The sequence below is a fragment of the Enterocloster sp. OA13 genome (assembly GCF_022440595.1).
Classification (GTDB): domain Bacteria; phylum Bacillota; class Clostridia; order Lachnospirales; family Lachnospiraceae; genus Enterocloster; species Enterocloster hominis.
In genome coordinates, this window is the sequence record NZ_JAKNTF010000001.1 from 2,013,563 (window position 1) to 2,037,146 (window position 23,584).

Below are 23,584 nucleotides of genomic sequence, written 5' to 3' on the forward strand. Positions count from 1 at the left end.
CTATTAATCCACTATATTGTCAATCAGGTATCTGGCTTTATTGGAGGAAATGATGGATATTAATATTAATCTGGAAGTGGGCCGCAATATCAGGCGGCTGAGGGAAGCAAAAAAACTGACCCTGGACGGGGCCGCGGCAGCAACCGGGGTATCCAGGAGCATGCTGGCCCAAATTGAGAAGGGGGATGTGAACCCCACTATTTCCGTACTCTGGAAGATTGCCAATGGCTATAAGGTATCCTTTACCTCGCTGGTTGAGACAGGCATGGAGGATGCCGCCGTCATAAGGGCAGGCGATATCACGCCTATCATGGAGGACGGGGGAAACTATATGAATTATCCCGTGTTTGCCTTTGATGACAGGAAGCTGTTTGAGACATACCGGATTGTCATAAAGCCGGGAGGATGCTTAAAGGCCCGGCCGCACCTGGCCGGAACCGAGGAGTATATAACCCTGTTTTGTGGTCAGGCCGTCATAGAGGCGGCCGGACAGGAGTGGGAGCTGGCAGAGGGGGATTCCATCCGCTTTAAGGCGGACACGGCCCACGGTTACCGCAATCCGGGGACGGGAAATGCAGAGATGAGTATGGTAATCTTTTATGGGAGACAGTAGGATTTCTGATTGACAATCCGTCTGATATCCCCTATAATAATACAATCACGTTATCGAATTAGCACTTTACTACGAAAAAGTGAAGGTGAACGATAACAAAGGCTGCAGGTATAATGATGCAGATGCAATGGCAAAAGCCAAAGAATATGATAAAAGAGGATGGGACATGATGGCAGGAAAGAACCGTTTAATCCACACCCCGGAAGGCGTGAGGGACAGTTACAATGCGGAGTGCAGAAAGAAACTGGCGGTGCAGGATAAGATATTGAACACCTTATACCTGTACGGCTATGAGCATATACAGACGCCCAGCTTTGAATATTTCGACATATTCAGCAAGGACAGGGGAAGCGTGTCGGACCGGGAGATGTTCAAGTTTTTTGACCGGGATAATAATACCCTGGTGCTCCGCCCGGATATGACCCCGGCCGTTGCAAGGTGTGTCGCCAAATATTTCATGGATGATGACATGCCGCTGCGTCTTTGCTACTTGGAGCGCACCTTTAAGAACAACAGCAGCTACCAGGGAAGGCTCAAGGAGAGGGCCGAGATGGGGGCCGAGCTTATCGGGGATGATTCTGCCGACGGGGACGCCGAGATGATTGCCATGGTCATCGACAGCCTGAAGGCGGCGGGCCTTAAGGAATTCCAGGTGGAACTGGGACAGGTGGCATTTTACCGCAGCCTTTTGGAAGAAGCGGGGTTCAGTGAGGAAGTGGAAGAGGAGCTGAACCAGCTGGTGGAGAATAAGAATGACTTTGGCGTGGCTGAACTGCTTAAGGGCCAGGATATTGATGAGGGCTTAAAGCAGGTGTTCTTGAAACTGCCGGAGCTGTTTGGTTCCCTGGAACAGATTGTCCAGGCAAGGAAGCTGACATCCTCCCCCAAGGCCCTGGCTGCCATTGAACGGCTGGAGCAGGTCCATGCCATCCTTCAAAGCTATGGACTGGCGGATTATGTGTCCTATGATCTGGGGATGCTCAGCAAGTATCATTATTATACGGGAATCATTTTCAAGGCATATACATATGGGACAGGGGATTATATTGTCACCGGAGGCCGTTATGATAAGCTTCTGGTCCAGTTTGGCAAGGATACGCCTGCCGTCGGCTTCGCCATTGTGGTGGACCAGGTCATGGCGGCCCTGTCCAGACAGCAGATAGATACGCCTGTGACCCTGGTGAACACGGTTATCCTCTATGAAGCCCCGGCCAGGGATAACGCCATACGCCTGGGCCGTTATTTTAAGGAAAAGGGCCTTGCCGTCCAGTCCATGAAGCGGCGGCAGGATAAGAGCCTGGAAGATTACAGGGACATGACGCTGGGGCGCCACATGAGGAACCTCCTGTATCTGAAGGATGACGGCCGGGTGGTCACTGCCATGGATATGGTGAACGGCAGTGCGGATGAGATTCCCATTGAGGCGTATGAGTAAGAATTGAATTATCGGAGGGCTTGAAGGCAGATGAGATATTTAACAATAGCACTGGCAAAGGGCAGGCTGGCCAAAAAGGCCATGGAACTGTTTGAGGCAATCGGTATTTCCTGTGACGAGATGAAGGATAAGGATTCCAGGAAGCTGATATTTGTAAATGAGGAGCTGGGGATCCGTTTCTTCCTGGCCAAAGCCAATGATGTGCCCACTTACGTGGAATATGGGGCGGCGGATATAGGTATCGTGGGCAAGGACACCATCCTGGAGGAGGGGCGCAAGCTCTACGAGGTCATGGACCTGGGGATGGGCAGGTGCAGGATGTGCGTGTGCGGTCCTGAATCGGCAAAGGAGAGCTTAAGGCATCATGAGCTGATACGCGTGGCCACCAAGTATCCTAATATTGCAAAGGATTATTTTTATAACCAGAAGTATCAGACCGTGGAGATCATCAAGCTGAACGGTTCCATTGAACTGGCGCCCATCGTGGGGCTGTCAGAGGTAATCGTGGATATCGTGGAGACCGGCTCCACCCTCAGGGAGAACGGCCTGGCCGTTCTGGAGGAGGTATGCAGCCTGTCCGCCCGCATGGTGGTGAACCAGGTGAGCATGAAGACGGAGAACGGGCGTATCACGAAGATAATCAAGGATTTCCAGGCACTGCTTAAGGAGGATAATTAAATGAGAATCATAACATTAGACGATGCATCCATGAAGAATATCCTGGCTGACATGCTCAGACGCGACCCGAACAACTATGACAGCTATACAAAGACCGTGGAAGCGATTGTGGAAAATGTAAAGAACCGCAGGGATGAGGCCGTGTTTGAGTATACAAGGGAATTTGACCATGCGGACCTGGATGCATCCAACATCCGGGTGACACAGGAAGAGATAGAAGAGGCCATGGCCCAGGTGGACGAAGGCCTTCTTGCAGTCATGAAAAAGTCCATGGACAATATCCGCCGTTACCACGAAAAGCAGAAGAGGAACAGCTGGTTTGACGCCCAGCCAGATGGCACCATACTGGGCCAGAAGGTGACGGCCCTTGAGAGCGTGGGCGTTTATGTGCCGGGGGGCAAGGCGGCCTATCCATCCTCTGTGCTGATGAATATCATACCGGCCGAGGTTGCAGGGGTAAAGCGGATTGTCATGGTGACCCCGCCGGGGAAGGACGGGAAGGTGAATCCTGTCACCCTCACAGCCGCCCATCTGGCAGGCGCCACCGAGGTGTATAAGGTGGGCGGGGCCCAGGCAGTGGCAGCCCTTGCCTTTGGCACCCAGTCCATACCCAGGGTCAATAAGATTGTGGGACCGGGCAATATCTTTGTTGCCCTTGCCAAGAAGGCTGTGTACGGCCATGTGAGCATTGACAGCATTGCAGGCCCCAGCGAGATTCTGGTGATTGCGGATGACAGCGCCAATCCGCGCTTTGTGGCTGCCGACCTTTTAAGCCAGGCCGAGCATGATGAGCTGGCAAGCGCCATATTGGTGACCACCAGCATGGAGCTTGCTAAGAAGGTGTCGGATGAGGTGGATGGTTTCCTGAAGGTATTATCCAGAGGCGATATCATTGCAAAGTCCCTGGATAATTACGGGTATATCCTGGTTGCGGATACCATGGAAAAGGCGGTGGAGACAGCCAACAATATTGCGCCCGAGCATCTTGAGATTGTAACGGCCAATCCCTTTGAGGTCATGACGAAAATCCAGAACGCGGGGGCCATCTTCATCGGCGAATACAGCAGCGAACCCCTGGGGGATTACTTCGCTGGACCGAACCATATCCTGCCCACCAACGGGACAGCCAAATTCTTCTCGCCTCTTGGAGTGGATGACTTCATCAAGAAATCCAGCATCATTTACTACTCCAGGGAGGCGCTTGAGAAGGCCCATAAGGATATTGAATTGTTTGCGGAGTCCGAACACCTGACCGCACATGCCAATTCCATCCGGGTACGGTTCGAACCATAGGCTTAATGCCTGTTTTTTGGAATTGGGTGTGAACGCGCTTCATGATACCGGGGCAGGGTTCCTGGTCGGGGGTCCTGGGTGGCATTCCTGGTATGGGTTCCCGGGTGGGATTCCCGGACGGCGCCAGGTATCGTCAAGCCACATGAAATTAGGAGGGATATATGATGGAAAGGACGGCCGTGGTAACACGGAATACAAAAGAAACAGAAATCCAGATAAGCCTTAACCTGGATGGGAGCGGGAACGCGGATATCCAGACAGGCATCGGATTCTTTGACCATATGCTGAACAGTTTTGCCCGTCACGGGTTCTTTGACCTGACCGTAAAGGTGAAGGGGGACCTGGAAGTGGATACCCACCACACCATTGAGGATACCGGGATTGTCCTGGGACAGGCGATTAAACAGGCTGTGGGGGATAAAAAAGGGATTGTGCGCTATGGTTCCCAGATCCTCCCCATGGATGAATCCCTGGTCCTGTGCGCCCTGGATCTGTGCGGCAGGCCGTATCTGGTCTATAATCTTGACCTGGACCGTGAAAAAGTAGGGGATTTGGAGACAGAGATGGTCCGGGAATTCTTCTATGCCATTTCCTATGCAGCAGAAATGAACCTGCACATCAGGCAGATGGCAGGCATGAACAACCACCATATCATTGAAGCTGCCTTTAAGGCATTTGCAAAGGCCCTGGACAGTGCGGTTGCAGCAGAGCCAAGACTTACAGGCGTGCTCTCCACCAAAGGAAGCCTTTAGGAAGGAGGCCGGCAGTGGGAGAAGGGACACCGGCAGGGGAAGGGATGGCAGGAGGCCATGTCCTGTCCAAAAAGATGATTGGCCTGGCATACGGGAATAGAAAGCTTATGGCGGGAATCCTGCTGCTGATATTAGGATTGTCTTCTGCCCTGGCCGGACTGATGCTGGACCAGGAGGCCAGAAGGGGATACAGGGAGGAACAGAACCTCGCGGTTCCCTTTGATTCCAGTGAACCAGGTGGATACAGCTATGTCAGGCTGCAGTATCTGACGGATAGTTTTGCGGAACACGTAAAATCAGAAGAGAATTATTATTACGGGTTTGATTTTATGTTCAGGCCCTACATCATTTCCATGAAAGGCCATATGCCTGAGAACCTGATGGCCCTCATGGACTATACATATGGGGATGGGCTTTCTGAGCCACCTCCTGCAGTGGATGTATGCGGCTATGGAAGACCCATTGTGCCGGAAATGCTTGGATACGCAAGGGAGTACTACAGCCAGCTGTGGGAGGAAACCCAGCTTCCCATTACCATGGAGGATCTGACCCAGATAGTGGGGAACTACTATCTGGACACGGTTCCCAGGACCTACCTGGAGCAATATCCCTGGTCCGTCCTGTTTTATGTGATTCCGGCGCTGATTCTGGTTCTTGGCGGGAACCGGCTGTTCCGGTACTTCAGGGGACTGAAGGCCCAACGTGCGGGCCTGTTTGGAAGGCCGGAGGAGCTTAGGGCGGCGGACCTGGAACTGCAGCACACGGATGAGGCCGTCAAAGGCAGCCGCGTTTACCTGACAGAGCATTTCATCGTGACATCCTTTTACCGGTTTGATGTGATTCCATACACCTTCGTTGACCGGATGGAGGCCAGCGGGGGATTTGTGATTGCCGTCACCAGGGATGGGTATGCACATATCGTGTCAGGCGGCAGGCATGGGGGACAGATCCTTGGGATGCTTCAAAGGAAACTGGGACAGACAGGACAATAAACAGAAAGAGGAGAAACCAATGCAGTTATATCCGGCAATAGACATGAAGGACGGACAGTGTGTCCGTTTAAGACAGGGAGAATTTAAGGACATTACCGTGTATTCGGATGCGCCCTGGAAGGTGGCGGCCTGGTGGCAGGCGCAGGGAGCCACCTTCCTGCACCTGGTGGACCTGGATGGCGCCCTGGCAGGCCATTCCGTTAACGAGGAGGCCATCAGGAAGATTGTGGACCATGTGTCCATACCCATAGAGATAGGCGGCGGAATCCGCTCAGAGGAGGCAGTGCGCGGCATGCTTGACCTGGGGGTGAAGCGGGTAATCATCGGGACCAAGGCAGTGGAGCATCCTGAATTCCTTGAAGAGATGGTCGGTAAATTCGGGGAAGACGCCATTGTGGCCGGTGTGGATGCCAGGAACGGAATGGTGGCGGTGGAGGGCTGGGAAAAGGTCAGCTCCATGACTGCCAGTGAATTATGCCTTAAGATGAAAGGCTATGGCGTAAAGCATATTGTGTACACTGACATATCCAGGGATGGGATGCTGTCCGGCCCCAATGTAAAGGCCACAAAACGTCTGACCGATGACACGGGACTTGACATCATAGCATCCGGCGGGGTATCCTGTATGCAGGACCTGAAGGAACTGCATGAGGCGGGAATCAGGGGAGCAATCATTGGAAAGGCCCTTTATGAAAACAGGATTGATCTGAAGGAAGCCGTAATGCTTTATGAAAACTAGGAGATACATACTATGACGGATTACAAAAAGCTGATATTAGGATTTGGCGTAAAGGAAGGCAGGGCATATACCTGGGACGGACGGACCGTGTACGGCAGCCCTCTGGCAGTACTTGCAAGGCAGGGGTGCGACAACGGGGCGGACGAGGTGCTGATATATGACCATTCTGAAAGCGATGAGGACCACGAGTCCGTAATCGGCATCATGAAGGAAACAGCCAGGACAATCGATGAGCCCATACTGGCAGGCGGCCGCGTAAGACGCCTGGAGGATGTGAAAAAGTATCTTTATGCAGGTGCAAGCGCGGTCTTTCTGGATGTGGGCCGGGAAGATAATGTGGACATGATGAAGGAGGCCGCGGACCGTTTTGGAAGGGAAAAGATATATGCCTATCTCCCCAACGTATCCTATATCCCCAGGATGGAGGAGTATGCGCAGCTTGGCGCATCCGTGATGATTGTCAGGACCTCTGCCCAGGTCCCATCCTTACAGGAACTGGGGGAAATCGGCGAGGGCGGACATGGGACACTGATATTCTGCGGCGGCCACGACTCCATCCAGGACATGGCCGGCGAGTTGAAAATCCATTTCGGCTGTCCCCAGGTCCAGGGCGCTGTCCTTACCCTTCAGGAAGGAAAAACAGGCTCCTGCATGGAGATGAAACAGATATTAAAAAGCGCAGGCATATCAACGGATACCTTTGAGAGCGCCGTGTCATGGAATGATTTCAAGCTGAACAGCGACGGGCTTATCCCTGTCATCGTACAGGATTACAAAAGCCTGGAGGTTCTGATGCTGGCCTATATGGACGAGGAGGCATTCCAGGCAACCCTGACCACCGGGAAGATGACCTATTACAGCAGGAGCCGCAGGAAACTATGGCTTAAGGGCGAAACCAGCGGACATTACCAGTATGTGAAGTCCCTGAAGATAGACTGCGACAATGACACCATCCTTGCCACGGTAAAACAGGTAGGGGCAGCCTGCCACACCGGAAACAGGAGCTGTTTCTACACCACCCTGGCGGAAAAGGAATACAAGGAAACCAATCCGCTGAAGGTATTTGAGGATGTCTACCATGTCATCCTGGACCGGAAGGAACATCCAAAGGAAGGTTCCTACACCAACTACCTGTTTGACAAGGGAATCGACAAAATCCTTAAAAAGCTGGGTGAGGAAGCCACGGAAATCATCATAGCGGCCAAAAACCCGGACCCGGAGGAAATCAAATATGAGATATCGGATTTCCTGTATCATATGATGGTGTTAATGGCTGATAAAGGTGTTACATGGGAAGAAATAACAGAGGAGCTTGCGAACCGGTAGGGGGATGTTGGGAGAGGCAGAGGGAGTGTGACGTAGGTTATGTAGCCTCTGCTTTTTGCGTTCTCCGGAGGAATGGGCGGGGGACAGGCAGGGGGACGGTTCCTGGTTCCGGGGGCATGGCCTGCTAACTCAAAAAGGCGGCGGAAACAGGGCACCGCGCCAACTACCGAAGAAATCTTCATGATTTTTCGTCCGTGGGCGCTCTGCACTCGGGCTTGGAAGCCCTCCCTCGGCCCTGTTTCCGCCGCCTTTTTGAGCAAGCAGACCAAGCCCCTCCACAAGGAACCGTCCCCCTGCCTGTCCCCCGCCCATTCCTCCTGCCAAGGTTCCAGAAGAGGCCGCTGAGCCTTCCGCCTTCCGCCATCTGCCATCTAAACCAAAAAAAGACAAATTTAAAAGACAACCCGATACTTTTCAATTCCCGGCCCGATTTAAGTGGTATAGAAGGGAATATAAAACGTAGCGGGTGAGCGGAATGGGGATGGGGGAGATGGATGCATCTACAGGACCGTGCTGGACTTAGGGTGTGGGAAGGGGCGCTAAGAGGCTGGCGCCATTGTCTGAGCCCGATACCAAAATACCTGGTAGAAGACCAGGCGCGAGTTTTGGCAGCCAGCCTCTTGTCCAGCGCCGGTTGCCACACCCTTAGACCAGCTAGGTCCGCAGCCCGCGTCCATCTCCCCCATCCCCATTCCGCTCACGAACGGATGCACCTCCCCCTTCTCCCCCTAAAATCCCCCTAAAATCCCCCAAAACCCATCATTGAGTTTTTGATACCACTATGTTAAAATAAAATGGATTAATTATCTATATTTCATACCATTTATATCCTAAAGAAGAGGAGTAAAGTTATGTTTTCACGAAAGAAGATTTTGGTGGTGGAAGACAATGCACTTAACCGGAGCCTGTTGTGCCAGATTCTGTCCGCTGACTATGATGTTGAGGAAGCAGAGAATGGCCAGGAGGCCCTTGGGGTGTTGAGGCAGTTTGGAGAGGGGATATCCCTTATCCTGTTGGATATCATCATGCCTGTCATGGATGGTTATACCTTCCTGTCCATTATGAAAGCAGACCCTTCTTATTCCTCTATCCCTGTCATTGTCACGACCCAGAACGATGCCGAGTCAGATGAGGTGGCGGCCCTGTCCCACGGGGCAACGGATTTTGTTGCAAAGCCTTATAAGCCTCAGGTCATCCTGCACCGGGTGGCGGGAATCATCAGGCTGCGCGAAACCGCTGCCATGATTAACATGATCCAGTATGACAGGCTTACGGGACTTTACAGCAAGCAGTATTTTTACCAGCAGGCAGGCGAGGTGCTCCTGCGCAACCCTGACCAGCAGTATGACATAATATGTTCGGATATTGAGAACTTCAAACTGATTAATGATGTATTCGGTGTCAAGGCAGGAGACAGCCTGCTGCGCGGAATCGGCAATGCTTACGCGGAGCGGTTAAAGGGTATCGGTATCTGCGGGCGTCTTAATTCCGACCAGTTCGCATGCCTGGTAGAGCATAGGGGTGACTATGCAGATGACATGTTCATTGAGGCCAGCGCCCTGGTGAACGGATTGCTTGATATACATAATATTGTGATGAAATGGGGCATCTATAATGTGGAGGACAGATCTGTGTCCATTGAACAGATCTGTGACCGCGCATTGCTGGCAGCCCGGAGCATCAAAGGCCAGTACGGCAAGTATTTTGCTATATATGATGATACGCTGCGCAACCAGCTTCTGAGGGAACAGGCCATTACGGACAGCATGGAATCCGCGCTGTCACAGAACCAGTTCCTGGTCTATCTCCAGCCCAAATACAGAATCAAGGACGAGGCCCTGGTGGGGGCTGAGGCCCTGGTGCGCTGGAACCATCCGGTCTGGGGCTTTTTATCCCCGGCTGAATTCATACCATTATTTGAGAAGAACGGATTCATCACCAGGCTGGACCGGTTTGTATGGGAGAAAGCATGCGCCGTGCTCCATGACTGGGATGAGAGGGGATATTATCCCATATCCGTGTCCGTGAATGTCTCACGGGCAGATATCTATAATGAGGATCTTGCAGACACCCTGGTTAAGATCATTGAGAAATATGACCTGGCTCCGTCACGTCTTCACCTGGAAATCACGGAAAGCGCCTACACGGAGAATCCCAAACAGATCATCGATACGGTGACAATCCTTCGGGAACTGGGGTTCGTGATTGAGATGGATGATTTCGGAAGCGGGTATTCATCCCTTAACATGCTCAATGACATGCCCATTGATATATTGAAACTGGATATGAAGTTCATACGGAGCGAGATGGCAAAGCCCAAAAGCCAGGGAATCCTCCAGTTCATCATCAACCTGGCACGCTGGATGAACCTGAGCGTTGTGGCCGAGGGAGTGGAGACAAAGGCGCAGCTCTTAAGGCTTACGGAGATTGGCTGTGATTATGTACAGGGGTATTATTTTGCAAAGCCGATGCCATGTCAGGAATTCGAAGGGCTGTTGGATGATTACAGGGGAGCGGGGATAGAAGAACCCTTAACGGACGCGGAGGCCAGGAATGAGCTTCCAATCCTGCTGGTTGCGGACGAGGATGAGGATTACCGGGACATGGTGCATAAGGCATTTGAGGGCCGGTACCGTGTGGCCGGTACCGCGGATTGCACCGATACCCTGGCATTCATTGAAGACAATCAGGATATCGCCGCGGTGGTATTGAGCCTGACCCTGCCCGGACCAGACGGTTTCAAGGTCCTTAAGGCCATACAGAAGGACAGGAGTCTGTGGAACCTTCCCGTCATAACCACGTCCGGGCCGGATCCGGAACAGGAGTACAGGGCGCTGGAACAGGGGGCTGATGATTTTATTGCAAAGCCACATTTAATGCAGAGCCTTTCAAGACGGATACAGAGAAGTGCCCTGTTTTACGCATCGGCTGGAGTGGCATTGACCCGGCAGGGAGAAACGCCCCTGGAAGCCATGAAACGCATGAATCCTGAGGTCCCGGGGGTTCAGAATACAAACAAGGATAAATACTGCCTGTGGAGAAAGGAAATAATATGATGGACCACATAGATGCAAATCAGACAGTGCGGCTGTTCTGCCAGGCATGGTTTGAACAGAGGGATGCCGGGGCAGCCCTTGAATATGTGGCGGATGATATACGGTTCGTGGGCACGGGGGACAATGAATATGCCTGCGGAAAAGATGATATGTTCCAATATCTCTTACAGGATATCAGGGAGATACCGGAACCATTCGGAGTGGATTTTTCCGTTGTCTACGAGCAGTATCCGGAGGAATCAGTTTACATCCTGTCCTCGGAATTCACATTGAGGAATACGGTTTATTCCTGGCTTTTGCGGTGCTTTTTCGTACTCCACCTCCAGGATGGAAGATGGCTGGTAAGTACCCTTAATTTCTCTGAGCCAGCCTCCAGCCAGAGGAACGGGGAGCATTATCCCAAGGCGCTGGTCATGGAGAATATAGCTAAGCAGCGTCAGGAACTGTTGAATGAGGCCTTTGCAGGCGGTATGATGGGCCACTATATGGGGGATGGCTCCCCTTTTTATTTCATCAACCAGAGAATGTTACGATATCTGGGATACCTGGATGAAAAGGAGTTTGTGGAAGAGATTGACGGATGTATCAGTAACTGCATCCACCCGGAGGACCGGGCTTTGGCGGGACAATCCATTGCAGCCCAGCTGGACAGGGGGGAAGAGTATACCGTAGAGTACAGGATGAGGAAAAAGGACGGATCCTATATCTGGATCCATGATACCGGGCATAAGACGGTAGCAGAGGATGGCCGCCCTGCCATCACATCCGTGTGCAGTGATATCACGGCCCAGAAGCTGGCCCAGTTAGAGGTAATGAACATCTACAATAATATCCCGGGAGCAGTTTTCCGCTGCCGGTTTGATTCTGATTTTTCCGTGATTGATGCCAATGACGGCCTTTTTGATTTCCTTGGCTATTCACGGGAGGAATTCGCGGCAATGGGCAACCGGATGTCAGCAGTCATCTATCCGGAAGACCTGGCAGTCATGGAGGAAAAACTGAGGGCCCAGCTTAAGCATGGCAATACCATCCAGAATGAAAACCGTCTGGTCTGCAAAAATGGGCAGGTAAAATGGATTTCCATTAAAGCGCAGCTGTTCACCGGTGAAAATGGGGAACAGTATTTTTACTGTGTATTCGTAGATGCAACGGACGAGAAAAATGTCCAGGAGCGGGTCAAGGAACTGTATGAGAAAGAACTGCTTTATTTTGCCGAACTGTCCTCTGAGGGAGGCCTGGTACAGGGAAGGCTTAATGTTACACAGAACAGGCTGGAGAGCCATGCCTCCACAGACGATGCATCCGTTGCGGAAATAGGCGATACATATGAGGAGGCAGTTGCGAAGCTGGCAGGTTCCGCGGTGGATGCGGCATACGGCAGGAAAATCCTCCATGACTTACAGCGGGAACGGGTGCTGGCCGGCTATGCCTCAGGCAAGACAACCTATCACTTTGATTTCCAGCGCAGGAGCATCCGCCGGGGATCCTTCTGGTGCAGCGCCAGCCTGCGCTTCTGTCTGAATCCTGAAAGCGGCGACATCATATGCTTTTTCTATACCTTTGATGTGACCGAGAAGATGGTTCAGGAGCAGCTGCTCTATAGGATAGCTGAACTGGATTATGACATAGTGACGGAGATTGACATACAGGAAGACACACACCGTCCGGTTTCCATCCGCTGCAATCAGAAGGAACAGGTGCCAAAGCCCGGCAGGTTCCAGGAATCCATACGGGGGATTGCGGCCCAGTGTATGGAAAAGGCGGCCAGTGAGGAGTATCTTCAGAAACTGGATTACCAATATATTAAGGATCATCTGGAAAAAGAGGACAGCTATTCCTTTATTGTGGAGATGAGGGACCGTGCAGGCGTGATGCGTGTAAAACGGTTTCAGGTCTTCTACATCAATAAGGCCCTGGGTCGTGTGGGCATGTCCCGCACTGATGTGACCGATGTTGTTCGCAAGGAGCAGAGACAGAAGGAAGACCTGGCAGCGGCGCTGGTTGCGGCAGAGCAGGCCAATGCAGCCAAGTCTGACTTCCTTTCCAGGATGAGCCATGAAATCCGCACCCCTATGAACGCCATCATTGGAATGAGCACCATTGCCGCCCAGTCCATCGGGGATGATGAACAGGTGGAAGACTGTATCTCCAAAATTGGAATCTCCTCCCGTTTCCTTCTGTCCCTGATTAATGACATCCTGGACATGAGCCGGATTGAGAGCGGGAAGATGCTGCTTAAAAATGAAAAAATACCAACAGAAGATTTCCTGAACGGGATTAATTCCATCTGCTACGCCCAGGCCGCTGCCAGGGGCGTGGATTATGAGTGTATCGTGGACCCTGTGCTGGATGACTATTACATGGGCGATGCCATGAAGCTGCAGCAGGTCCTGATCAATATCCTGAGCAATGCAATTAAGTTTACCAAGGAGGGCGGTAAGGTGACGCTCTCGGCAGCCCTGCGCAGGAAGACCAAGAATGACGCCGTCCTGAGGTTCATTGTCAATGATACGGGTATTGGGATGGGAGAGGAATTCATCCCCCATATCTTCGAACCGTTTTCCCAGGAATCCACAGGCACCACCACTCCTTATGGAGGCTCTGGCCTGGGCCTGGCCATATCCAAAAGTATTGTGGATATGATGGATGGCAAGATAAACGTCCGCTCCATTAAGGGAATCGGCACGGAATTCACCGTTGATGTGAAGCTGGGAATTACGGAGGAAGAAAAACTCCGTCACAATAAAAGGAAAGCCGTCCATAATTTTTCCCATCTGAAGACCCTGGTGGTGGACGATGATGTGGCTGTCTGCGAAAGCGCCATTGTCACGCTGGAGGAAATGGGGATTAAGGCTGAATGGGTGGACAGCGGCCGCAAGGCAGTGGAACGGGTAAGCATGCTGTGGGCCGGCGGCAGGTATTTTGACATGATATTGATTGACTGGAAGATGCCTGAAATGGATGGCATTGAGACGGCGCGCCGCATCCGGCAGATTGTGGGACCGGATGTGACCATCATCATCATGACCGCCTATGACTGGATATGCATTGAACATGAGGCAAAGCTGGCAGGGGTAAACCTGCTGATGAGCAAACCCATGTTTAAATCATCCCTGATTTCTGCGTTCACAAGGGCCTTGGGGGAAAAGGAAGAACAGGAACGCCAGCCGGAAGCATCAGACTATGATTTTTCAGGGAAGCGGGTGCTGCTTGCCGAGGACAATATCATCAATACCGAGGTGGCGGTCATGCTTCTGGAAGGAAAGGGCTTTGGGGTTGATACGGCGGAGAACGGGCTCAGGGCCATGGAGATGTACGGCAAGTCGCCGGATGGGTATTATGACGCCATCTTAATGGATATACGCATGCCCCTTATGGACGGCCTGACAGCAGCCAGGAACATACGCCATCTGAGTAATCCGGATGCCGGAACCATACCGATCATTGCCATGACGGCCAATGCCTTTGATGATGACATTGAAAAGAGCAAGGCAGCCGGCATGGATGCCCATCTGGCCAAACCCATTGAGCCGGAACGGCTGTTTCAAACCTTATATGACTTTATTTTTGGAAAGGAGGCCTGACAATGGGGGAGTTCAGGAAAATATTTGAGGCCTACGGGGCGGATTACAACTCCACAATGGCGCGGTTCATGGGAAATGAGGCCATGTATGTAAAATTTCTGGACATGCTGTTTAAGGATGACAACCTTGAGAAGCTGGGAACAGCCCTTGGGCAGCAGGACTATGAGGCTGCATTTGCTGCCGCCCATACGCTTAAGGGGGTAGTGGGGAATATGGGGCTGACCCCTCTTTTTAACGCGGTCTGCGCCATTGTGGAGCCTCTTCGCAACGGTAAGGACCCGGATGGTTATACCGCATTATATCAGATCATCCGGTCTGAATTCCTACGGGCGGATGAACTTCGGGCAACACTGAAAGAAGGGCGGTAATCATCATGACAGGCACTTCTTTTTATGAAGGACAGATGAGGATGGCTTTTGACAGCATTCCCTGCGGCCTTTGTATTTACCAGATTGAGGACGGGCAGATCCTGCCCAGGTTCTGCAACCCGGCTTTTCATGAAATCCTGGGCTGTTCCGATGCGCTCAGGTCTGATGCAGGCCAGGTCCTGGACCTGAAACGGGTCCATCCCGAGGATGCCGGGCCGCTGAAGGGAAAACTGTCCGCCCTGATTCAAGACAAAGGCAGGCTTTGCCATACCTTCCGTCTGTTTAATGACAAGGAGGATAAATACCGCTGGATCCGCCTGGAAGGATCCGTAAGGAAGCTGGAAGGCGGGGAAATGATGCTTTATGGCGTATTCAGTGACGTGAGCAGCCAGGTGCGGACGGAACAGGAACTGGCTGATGCCAATGCCAAGATGGAGGACATCATCAATGCCATTCCCGGCGGTGTGGCCATCTACAGGGTATCGGATATCTTTGAAACCGTTTATTTTTCAGACGGTGTTCCGGAACTGTCCGGCTATACGGTGGAGGAGTACAGGGAGCTGGTCAAAGGGGATGCGGCGGAGATGACCTACAAAGAGGATACTGCCATGGTGGTATCCAGGGCAATGGAGGTCATCCGTCTGAGGGGCGTGGATGGTTTTGAGTTCCGCAAGCAGCACCGGGACGGACATGTTGTATGGGTGCATGTGCAGATGAAATGGATTGGTGAGGACAGGGGCTGCCCCCTGCTGCACTGTGTGTTCCACAATATTTCCGACCTGAAAGAGACACAGCTGGAAATGAACCATCTGATTAACTCCATTCCCGGCGGAATTGCCATTTTCCAAAAAGAAGAAGGTGCCTATAAAGCCGAATTCCTTTCAGACGGTGTGATTGCCCTTGCCGGATATACGAGAAGTGGGTATGAAGCCCTGATTCAGAGGGATGTCCTTGATATTGTCCATGAGGCTGACCAGAAGCGGGTCCGCGGCGCTGTTGACAATGCAGTGAAGAGCGGCATGGTGCTGGATGTATTTTACCGGATCCGCCATAAGGACGGTCACCTGGTCTGGATACATATGAACGGAAGACGCATGGGACCCCTGACCGGACACGCAAGGCTTTATATTGTAGTTACAGGTATGTCGGCAGAGACACGCCTGTTCCAGACAATTGCCAATGAGATGTCAGATTCCATCTATGTGATTGACAAGGAGAATTATGACCTTCTCTATGTGAATGAGAATGAGGTCCTTTTTGCGGATTCAAAGAACTGTGTGGGCCAGAAATGCTATGCGGCCCTCCATGGACAGGACAGCCCCTGCGGGTTCTGCGCCTTAAAAACCCATGCGGCGGACGGACAGGAACATCAGATGCGGGTAGATGGCTCAGACCGTTTTTATGTGACCCGTTTCAAGGAGAGCGACTGGAATGGAATCCCGGCGTATATAAAGTATGTGCGGGATGTGACGGAGGAGGTAAGGACACGCAGGGAGAAGGAACGGCTGGAGGAGTATTTCCAGACCGTGATAAAGAACCTGCCGGGCGGTATTGCCGTGGTAAGGTTTGAGAAGGACGGCAGCATGGTGCCGGAATATATGTCGGACGGATTTGCGGCCCTGACAGCCATGCCCCTTAACCAGGCCTGGGAACTTTACAGCCAGGATGCCATGTCGGGTGTCCACCCCGATGATAAGGAGCGGGTGGCTGAAGAGATAACAGCGTTCATAAACCAGGGCGGAAGCAGCCTTGAAATGGTGTACCGCCTGGTGCGCGGTGACGGCAGTTATGTCTGGGTGAAGAATACCCTTTCCACACTTCTCAGTGAAGGCGGTGAGAGCCGGTTCTATGCGGTTTATCATGATGTGACAAAGGAGCGGGAGGAACAGGAGCAGCTGCGCCGGCAGTTTAAGGAACGGTTGATGCAGCATTATGGCACAACGGACCCCAATGTACTGATCATGGGGCATTGCAATATCACCCGGAACCGGATCATTGAAATCAGCGACCATACGGGTTCCCATTTGCTGGAGACCTTTGGATATGACAGGGAGGCGTTCTTTACAGGGATTGCAGGCCTGGTGGAAGATGGGGCGGAGCGCCGGACATTTTTGGATACCTATCTGAACGCGCCGTCCCTGAAAGCTTTCCGGGAGCAGGATACGGAGAAGATACTCCGGTGTTTTATTAAGCTGCCCAATGAGAAGAATGGCCGTTATGCACAGTTTAAGGTAAATCTGGTGGATGCGCCGGATACGGGTGATGTGACCGGGATCCTGACCGTGACGGATATCACGGAGCAGGTCATCAGCGACCGTATCATGCATCAGCTTTCCGTGACCAGCTATGATTTTGTCATAGACCTGAACCTGGAGCAGGACACCTACACGGTCCTGACCTGTAATGAGAATGCCAGCTGCCTTCCCAGCCGGTCAGGATGCCACTCAGAACATCTGGAACATATGCTTAAGACGATAATCGTGCCAAAAGACAGGGAACAGTTTGCAGGCTCCCTGGACCCGGCGGAAATCAGGCGGCGTCTGGAGAAGGAGGAGGCATATACATTTTCATTTTCCATCATGGATGAGAACCGGGATATCCGTACCAAGAACATGACGGTTTCGGCAATAGACCTTCGTCTGGGCCGGGTCTGTCTGGTGCGCACGGATATAACGGATTCCGTGCGGGAGCAGCAGGGATTCCTTAACATCATGGCATATACCTTTGACCTGGTAGGGATTATCAATATATACACCGGCCGCCTGACCATGCATACGCGCCAGACCGTGCTGGAGAACCTGCCGCCTTATATTGCGGACGATTATGAACAGGCGGCAGAGCGGTTTGTGGGCCATTATGCCCCAGGAGAGGAGGATGGGTCCGTCCGCCAGTTTTGCCTGGAACATATCCTCCGGACCCTGAAAGCAAAACCAGGGGGGTATGATTTTGTTTTTCCATACCATGGGGATGAAGGGATACGCTATAAGCAGATTAATGTGCTGTGGGGGGATGAGAACCACCGTACCGTGTGCCTTGTAAGGGCGGATGTGACGGATATGCTGGCAGAGGAGCGCAGGAGGAAGAAAGCCCTTGAGGAGGCGCTGGCTGTTGCCAGGGAGGCAAGCCAGGCAAAGAGTGACTTCCTTTCCACCATGAGCCACGATATCCGGACCCCTATGAACGCCATCATGGGAATGACAGTGCTGGCCAAGGCCCATCTGGATGAGCGGGAGAGGGTGGCGGACTGCCTGCAGAAGATTTCGGTTTCCTCCAGCCATCTGCTGAGCCTGATTAACGATATCCTTGACATGAACAAGATTGAGCAGTCCAAAATCAGCCTGAACCATATGAAGATATCCATGTCCGGCCTTCTGGAAAAACTGTCCGATATCATGGAGCCCCAGGCCAAGGCGTCGGGACTTAGGTTTACCATCCAAAGCAGGGGGATTGAGCATGGCTATTATTATGGCGACAGCCTGCGCATTAACCAGATACTCATAAACCTTCTGAGCAATGCGGTCAAGTTCACGCCGGAAGGCGGCAGCGTGGAGTTCCTGGCAGAGGAGATAACGCCAATCAGGCCCCAGGGCTATGCCCGCTACCGGTTTACGGTCAGGGATACGGGAATCGGTATGGGGGAGGAGTTCTTATCCCATATTTTTGAACCCTTTACCCGCAATACGGCGAGGGTGGAAGGAACCGGGCTGGGTCTCAGCATCACCAAAGGCCTGGTGGATCTCATGGGCGGATATATCGGCGTAGAAAGCAGGATCCATAAGGGTACCACATTCAGGGTGGAGCTGGAATGTGAGTACGCGGATTGCGGTGGAAGGGATACAGAGACCGCTGGCGCGGAGGATGCAGGGGGTACGGGGACCGGGCCGGACCAGGTGTTTGCAGGCCGCAGGTTCCTGATTGCGGAAGACAATGACATCAATGCGGAGATACTATGCGAACTGCTTAAGATGCGGGGGGCAGTGTCTGATGTGATGGAGAACGGCGCCCTGGCATTACAGGCCTACAGGGACGCTGCTCCCGGTACATATGACGCTGTGCTGATGGATATCCGCATGCCGGAGATGAACGGATATGAGGCGGCCAGGGCCATCCGCGGTTTGGAGCGCGGGGATGCAGGGCAGATACCGATCATCGCCATGACAGCCAATGCATTTTCCGAGGATGTACAGGAGGCACTGGATGCGGGGATGGATGCGCATATTGCCAAGCCCATTGATATGGAAGTATTAAAAACAGCCCTTATCCGGGTCCTGAAGGGGATTGTATAAATATCCGAACATTATATTAGATTTTGCCCTTTTAAATATTGACTTTTAATTAACAAAATGAGATAATAAGAAGGATTTCGATAAAATGAAAGAGAGGATAATGAAAGATGGCAAATGTTGATTTGAGTCAGTATGGTATTACCGGAACTACAGAAATTGTTTACAATCCTTCTTTTGAGATGCTGTTTGAAGAAGAGACAAAACCTGAACTGGAGGGCTATGAGAAGGGCCAGGTAAGCGAACTTGGCGCTGTTAATGTCATGACCGGTATTTACACTGGACGTTCACCTAAGGACAAATTCATTGTCATGGATGAGAACTCCAAGGACACTGTATGGTGGACATCTGATGAATATAAGAATGATAATCATCCGGCCAGCCAGGAAGCATGGGATACGGTAAAGAAGATTGCCCTGGAAGAGCTTTCCAACAAAAGGCTTTTCGTTGTAGACGCGTTCTGCGGAGCAAACAAGGACACACGTATGGCAATCCGTTTCATCGTTGAGGTTGCATGGCAGGCTCATTTCGTTAAGAATATGTTTATCCAGCCAACCGCTGAGGAACTGGAGGACTTTAAGCCAGATTTCGTTGTATATAATGCATCCAAGGCAAAGGTAGAGAACTACAAGGAGCTGGGCCTGAATTCAGAGACAGCTGCCATGTTCAATATCACCAGCCGTGAGCAGGTCATTGTCAATACATGGTACGGCGGCGAGATGAAGAAGGGCATGTTCTCCATGATGAACTACTTCCTGCCATTAAAGGGCATTGCTTCCATGCACTGTTCAGCCAACACCGACCTGAATGGCGAGAATACCGCTATTTTCTTCGGACTTTCCGGAACAGGTAAGACCACCCTTTCAACAGACCCGAAGCGTCTTCTTATCGGCGATGACGAGCATGGCTGGGATGACAACGGCGTATTCAACTTTGAAGGCGGATGCTATGCAAAGGTCATCAACCTGGACAAGGATTCCGAGCCTGACATCTACAATGCAATCAAGCGCAATGCACTTTTAGAGAACGTTACCCTGGATGCTGACGGCAAGATTGATTTTGACGATAAGAGCGTGACAGAGAATACACGTGTATCTTATCCGATTGACCATATTGAGAAGATTGTACGCCCGGTTTCCGCTGCTCCTGCTGCAAAGGATGTTATCTTCCTGTCAGCTGATGCGTTCGGCGTTCTTCCTCCAGTATCCGTCCTGACACCGGAGCAGACACAGTATTACTTCCTGTCCGGCTTTACAGCAAAGCTTGCTGGTACAGAGCGTGGAATCACAGAGCCTACACCAACATTCTCAGCTTGTTTCGGACAGGCATTCCTGGAACTGCATCCAACCAAGTATGCAGAGGAACTTGTTAAGAGAATGGAGAAGAGCGGTGCAAAGGCATATCTTGTCAACACTGGCTGGAACGGCACCGGCAAACGTATCTCCATCCGCGATACCCGCGGCATCATCGATGCAATCCTGGATGGCTCCATTGCCAATGCACCTACAAAGCAGCTTCCATACTTCAACTTTGAGATTCCGACCGAGCTGCCAGGCGTAGACCCTGCAATCCTTGATCCACGTGATACGTACAGCGATGTTTCACAGTGGGAGACAAAGGCTCAGGATCTGGCACAGCGCTTTATCAAGAACTTTGCAAAATATGAGGGCAATGCAGCAGGAAAAGCATTAGTTTCCGCAGGCCCACAGTTATAATTGTTACTGAATCAGGTCATTTGTGGACTGGATTCATCATATAAGGATTGATATCCCTGTATAGAAACAGGCAGCCTGTCTCCGGATTGATTAGAGACATGGCTGCCTGTTTCTATACAGGGCAGATATATGCTATTTCTTATAGAAACAGTTGCCGTCCACAACGGTATAGGAGGCATAACTTTCATAATCCGCATTCTTGGTGGAATTAAAGAAGAGATAGTCGCCGATGTTATTGGTTCCGCTAAGGGCTGCTTTGGTGGCTTTCAGGGCGCTGGAGGAGGGACCCTTGGTCAGGTACTTGTCCAACAGGCCGGAGGTGGCTCCGGGAAACTGTCCCTGTGCATATATGACATCGGTTACGGAACTGCCCCAGCGACCGGATTTGACGCGGTTCACAATGGTGCTGGCCACTGCCAGCTGGCCGTCGTAGGAATAGCCCCCGGCTTCCATCATGACACAGGAGGCCAGCAGATAAATTTCATCAGAGGAAACATTGATGACATATTTGGGCGCTTCTTCTGCTTTTTTCTTGGTCTGCTGTTTTTCTGTTTCTTTCAGGGCGGCCAGTTCCGCTTCAATGCTGATTGCCTTGCCAGGTGACACGCTGATTTTAGTGTAGTCAGTGGATACATAGCCGCTGGTATCTGAGGCCAGCTGGATTTTGGCCCAGCCATCCTTTTCTTCCAGCACAGGATAGTAGTCGTCCCCGGCAGCCAGGCCGATTATGGCGGATTCGGTGGTTGGCTCCTCACGCACATTCAGTGTCTGTGTGGTTACCCTGGCTGTAAACAGTCCCAGCTCTTTGGCAAGCGGTCTGATGTCCTGTCCAAATACAAGGTAGTCATTGTTCAGCCAGCCCTCCAGTTTACCGGAGCGGATTTTGGTCCAGCCGTCTTTTTTCTCAAGGATGGTGCCTCCAGCCCCTCTGTAGCACTTGCCGATGATCTTGCCTTCTAAGGATGGCTCCGCCCGCAGGTTCAGGACATCGGTAACATTGGCCACAACCTTGTTGTCATATTCGGATGCAGCAGGAGCATGGGTGACAGGCACCTGATTGGGGCTGATGGAGGCTTTGGGCGCCGCCGTGTCAGCCGGTATTGGGGAAATGGAAACTTCCTGCGAAGCCTCTGCCGTCAGTGCCTCAGGAATACCTGCCGGGTTAAGCGGTCCGGCCGGGTATATTCCCAGTGCGGTTATAACGGCTGCCAGGGCAAGGGATGTCCATTTCCAGTCAGTGTGTTTATGCATCTGTTTCTTAAAACCCCCTGTATCCATAGAGTTATTTTTGTTCCCGGTGTAAATGTTACAGAAATATTACAAAGATACTATAGCAAGGTTTTGCGGTGTTGTCAAGTTTTCACACGCTTGCGTTTCCATGGTGCATCCGATATAATAGACATATTATTTCGTGTCGCAGGCAGCAATCCGATGTGGAACCAATGGCAACAGCAGGGAAATACAAGGAGAAAAGTCCCGGAAGGAGTATCCATATGGCAGAGCTTTGTGTTGATCAGATAAGGAGTTTCAGACTGCGTAACCATCATCTGGATGCAGTATACAAAAGCACGGACATGGAAATGCTTGCCGGTGCATGTGGGATGCTTAACACCCCGCCAGGCGCATGGGAAACAGCTATGTATAACCGTGCGCCGGAGTGCGGGCTGGCGGACATGGAGCAGCATCTATATGGGGATAAGACATTGCTGCAGGCGTGGAGCCTTCGGGGGGTACCGGCCCTGTTCCCGGTCCCGCTAAGCCCGGTATTCCTGTCTGCCCTGGTGCCAGTCGGGGATGAACCATGGATTTATACCCATGGGATGGCCGGAGCCATGGACTTCCTAAAGATGGATTCCAATACATTGCTGGAGACGCTGAAACAGGTCATGACACGACTGGATGACACAACTATCGTGAGCAAGGTTACGCTGGATAAGACACTGGCTGAGTGGATGCTGCCTTTGCTGCCTGCGGACAAAAGGGATTTGTGGAACCAGCCCTCCATGTATGGCAGCCCTGACAAACAGACCGTGGGCGGGGCAGTTGTCTCCTTCCTGTTAAGGCCGTGCGCCTTCAGCGGCCTGGTGGTATTCGGGAAGCGTAGTGGAATCAGCCCCACATTTACCTCCTATAAAAACTGGACAGGGCAGATGTTAAAAGCAGATGAAAACGCATCCAAACAGCTGGTCCACAGTTACCTGCACTGTTATGGCCCGTCCAATGTGGATGGATTTGTGAACTGGCTGGGATGTTCCGGCAAACAGGGAAGACGTTTATGGAACATGGTTTCAGAGGAAATGGAGCCGGTCACGTTGGCTGGGAAAAAGTCCTTTATCCTGTCTGATGACAGGGAAATGCTTTTTTCGCCGCCATCCTTTGACAGGGAAATAATCCTTTTGGGTGGCCATGATCCATACCTGGACCAGCGGGACCGGGCAGTCCTGCAGCCGGACCCGACCCTGCAGAAACAGATATGGAGGCTGGTGGCCAACCCGGGCGCAGTGGTGTACCGGGGTGAGGTGGCTGGCATCTGGACAAGTAAGAAAAAGGGAAAGGGAATGGAAATCCAGATGAAGCTGTGGAAGGAAATCCATCGCAGGCAGGGACTCCTGGAGCTTGCGGAGGAATACGCCGGGTTCAGACAGCAGAAGCTGGCGGGCATTGACCTCCAATGAAACCGTTTCTTTAATTTAAGTCAATGCCAGGGTTAAAATAACCGAAGGACATAATTTGCTAATTGTATTGGCAGC

15 protein-coding genes are annotated in these 23,584 nt (G+C 51.9%); 14 read left to right on the forward strand and 1 reads right to left on the reverse strand.

Annotation, left to right across the window (positions count from 1 at the left end; genetic code table 11):
• The first annotated feature begins 49 nt into the window (after window positions 1-49).
• The 13 genes from MCJ35_RS08875 (at window position 50) to pckA (ending at window position 20,834) form a co-directional block, all read left to right on the forward strand.
• A complete protein-coding gene (locus MCJ35_RS08875) occupies window positions 50-613 on the forward strand; it encodes a helix-turn-helix domain-containing protein (RefSeq protein WP_227794910.1) in 564 nt (187 codons plus the stop codon).
• A 169-nt stretch (window positions 614-782) separates the two neighbouring features.
• A complete protein-coding gene (gene hisZ, locus MCJ35_RS08880) occupies window positions 783-2,048 on the forward strand; it encodes an ATP phosphoribosyltransferase regulatory subunit (protein ID WP_008725557.1) in 1,266 nt (421 codons plus the stop codon).
• 30 nt (window positions 2,049-2,078) lie between these two features.
• Window positions 2,079-2,726, forward strand: coding sequence for an ATP phosphoribosyltransferase (hisG, locus tag MCJ35_RS08885; RefSeq protein ID WP_008725559.1), 648 nt, complete (start codon window positions 2,079-2,081; stop codon window positions 2,724-2,726).
• Window positions 2,727-4,019 (forward strand): histidinol dehydrogenase, encoded by a 1,293-nt coding sequence (gene hisD, locus MCJ35_RS08890; protein WP_025482007.1) that lies wholly within the window; start codon window positions 2,727-2,729, stop codon window positions 4,017-4,019.
• A 164-nt stretch (window positions 4,020-4,183) separates the two neighbouring features.
• Window positions 4,184-4,771: an imidazoleglycerol-phosphate dehydratase HisB gene (gene hisB / locus MCJ35_RS08895; protein ID WP_025482006.1), complete on the forward strand. Its 588-nt coding sequence runs from the start codon at window positions 4,184-4,186 to the stop codon at window positions 4,769-4,771.
• 14 nt (window positions 4,772-4,785) lie between these two features.
• Complete coding sequence (locus MCJ35_RS08900; protein WP_081738991.1) at window positions 4,786-5,763, forward strand: hypothetical protein; 978 nt, start codon at window positions 4,786-4,788, stop codon at window positions 5,761-5,763.
• Between the two features lie 19 nt (window positions 5,764-5,782).
• Complete coding sequence (hisA, locus tag MCJ35_RS08905) at window positions 5,783-6,502, forward strand: 1-(5-phosphoribosyl)-5-[(5-phosphoribosylamino)methylideneamino]imidazole-4-carboxamide isomerase (protein WP_008725567.1); 720 nt, start codon at window positions 5,783-5,785, stop codon at window positions 6,500-6,502.
• Window positions 6,503-6,514: 12 nt separating this feature from the next.
• Window positions 6,515-7,828, forward strand: coding sequence for a bifunctional phosphoribosyl-AMP cyclohydrolase/phosphoribosyl-ATP diphosphatase HisIE (gene hisIE, locus MCJ35_RS08910; protein WP_025482004.1), 1,314 nt, complete (start codon window positions 6,515-6,517; stop codon window positions 7,826-7,828).
• A gap of 851 nt (window positions 7,829-8,679) precedes the next feature.
• Complete coding sequence (locus MCJ35_RS08915) at window positions 8,680-10,884, forward strand: EAL domain-containing protein (protein ID WP_008725571.1); 2,205 nt, start codon at window positions 8,680-8,682, stop codon at window positions 10,882-10,884.
• Window positions 10,884-14,468 (forward strand): response regulator, encoded by a 3,585-nt coding sequence (locus MCJ35_RS08920; RefSeq protein ID WP_120057379.1) that lies wholly within the window; start codon window positions 10,884-10,886, stop codon window positions 14,466-14,468. The genes MCJ35_RS08915 and MCJ35_RS08920 overlap by 1 nt, the downstream gene beginning before the upstream one ends.
• Before the next feature lie 2 nt (window positions 14,469-14,470).
• A complete protein-coding gene (locus MCJ35_RS08925) occupies window positions 14,471-14,836 on the forward strand; it encodes an Hpt domain-containing protein (protein WP_008725575.1) in 366 nt (121 codons plus the stop codon).
• Between the two features lie 5 nt (window positions 14,837-14,841).
• Complete coding sequence (locus tag MCJ35_RS08930; RefSeq protein WP_240299445.1) at window positions 14,842-19,122, forward strand: PAS domain-containing protein; 4,281 nt, start codon at window positions 14,842-14,844, stop codon at window positions 19,120-19,122.
• A gap of 107 nt (window positions 19,123-19,229) precedes the next feature.
• Window positions 19,230-20,834, forward strand: coding sequence for a phosphoenolpyruvate carboxykinase (ATP) (gene pckA / locus MCJ35_RS08935; protein ID WP_025482001.1), 1,605 nt, complete (start codon window positions 19,230-19,232; stop codon window positions 20,832-20,834).
• 132 nt (window positions 20,835-20,966) lie between these two features.
• On the opposite strand, the gene MCJ35_RS08940 is transcribed toward pckA, so the two are convergent.
• The gene (locus MCJ35_RS08940) at window positions 20,967-22,085 is read right to left on the reverse strand and encodes a cell wall hydrolase (RefSeq protein WP_150846393.1); all 1,119 of its coding nucleotides are present in this window, start codon (window positions 22,083-22,085) and stop codon (window positions 20,967-20,969) included.
• A gap of 242 nt (window positions 22,086-22,327) precedes the next feature.
• Between MCJ35_RS08940 and MCJ35_RS08945 the strand changes: the two genes are divergently transcribed.
• Window positions 22,328-23,509 carry a winged helix DNA-binding domain-containing protein gene (locus MCJ35_RS08945; RefSeq protein ID WP_240299446.1) on the forward strand — a complete coding sequence of 394 codons (1,182 nt, stop codon included), beginning with the start codon at window positions 22,328-22,330 and terminating at the stop codon, window positions 23,507-23,509.
• The last annotated feature ends 75 nt before the right edge of the window (window positions 23,510-23,584 follow it).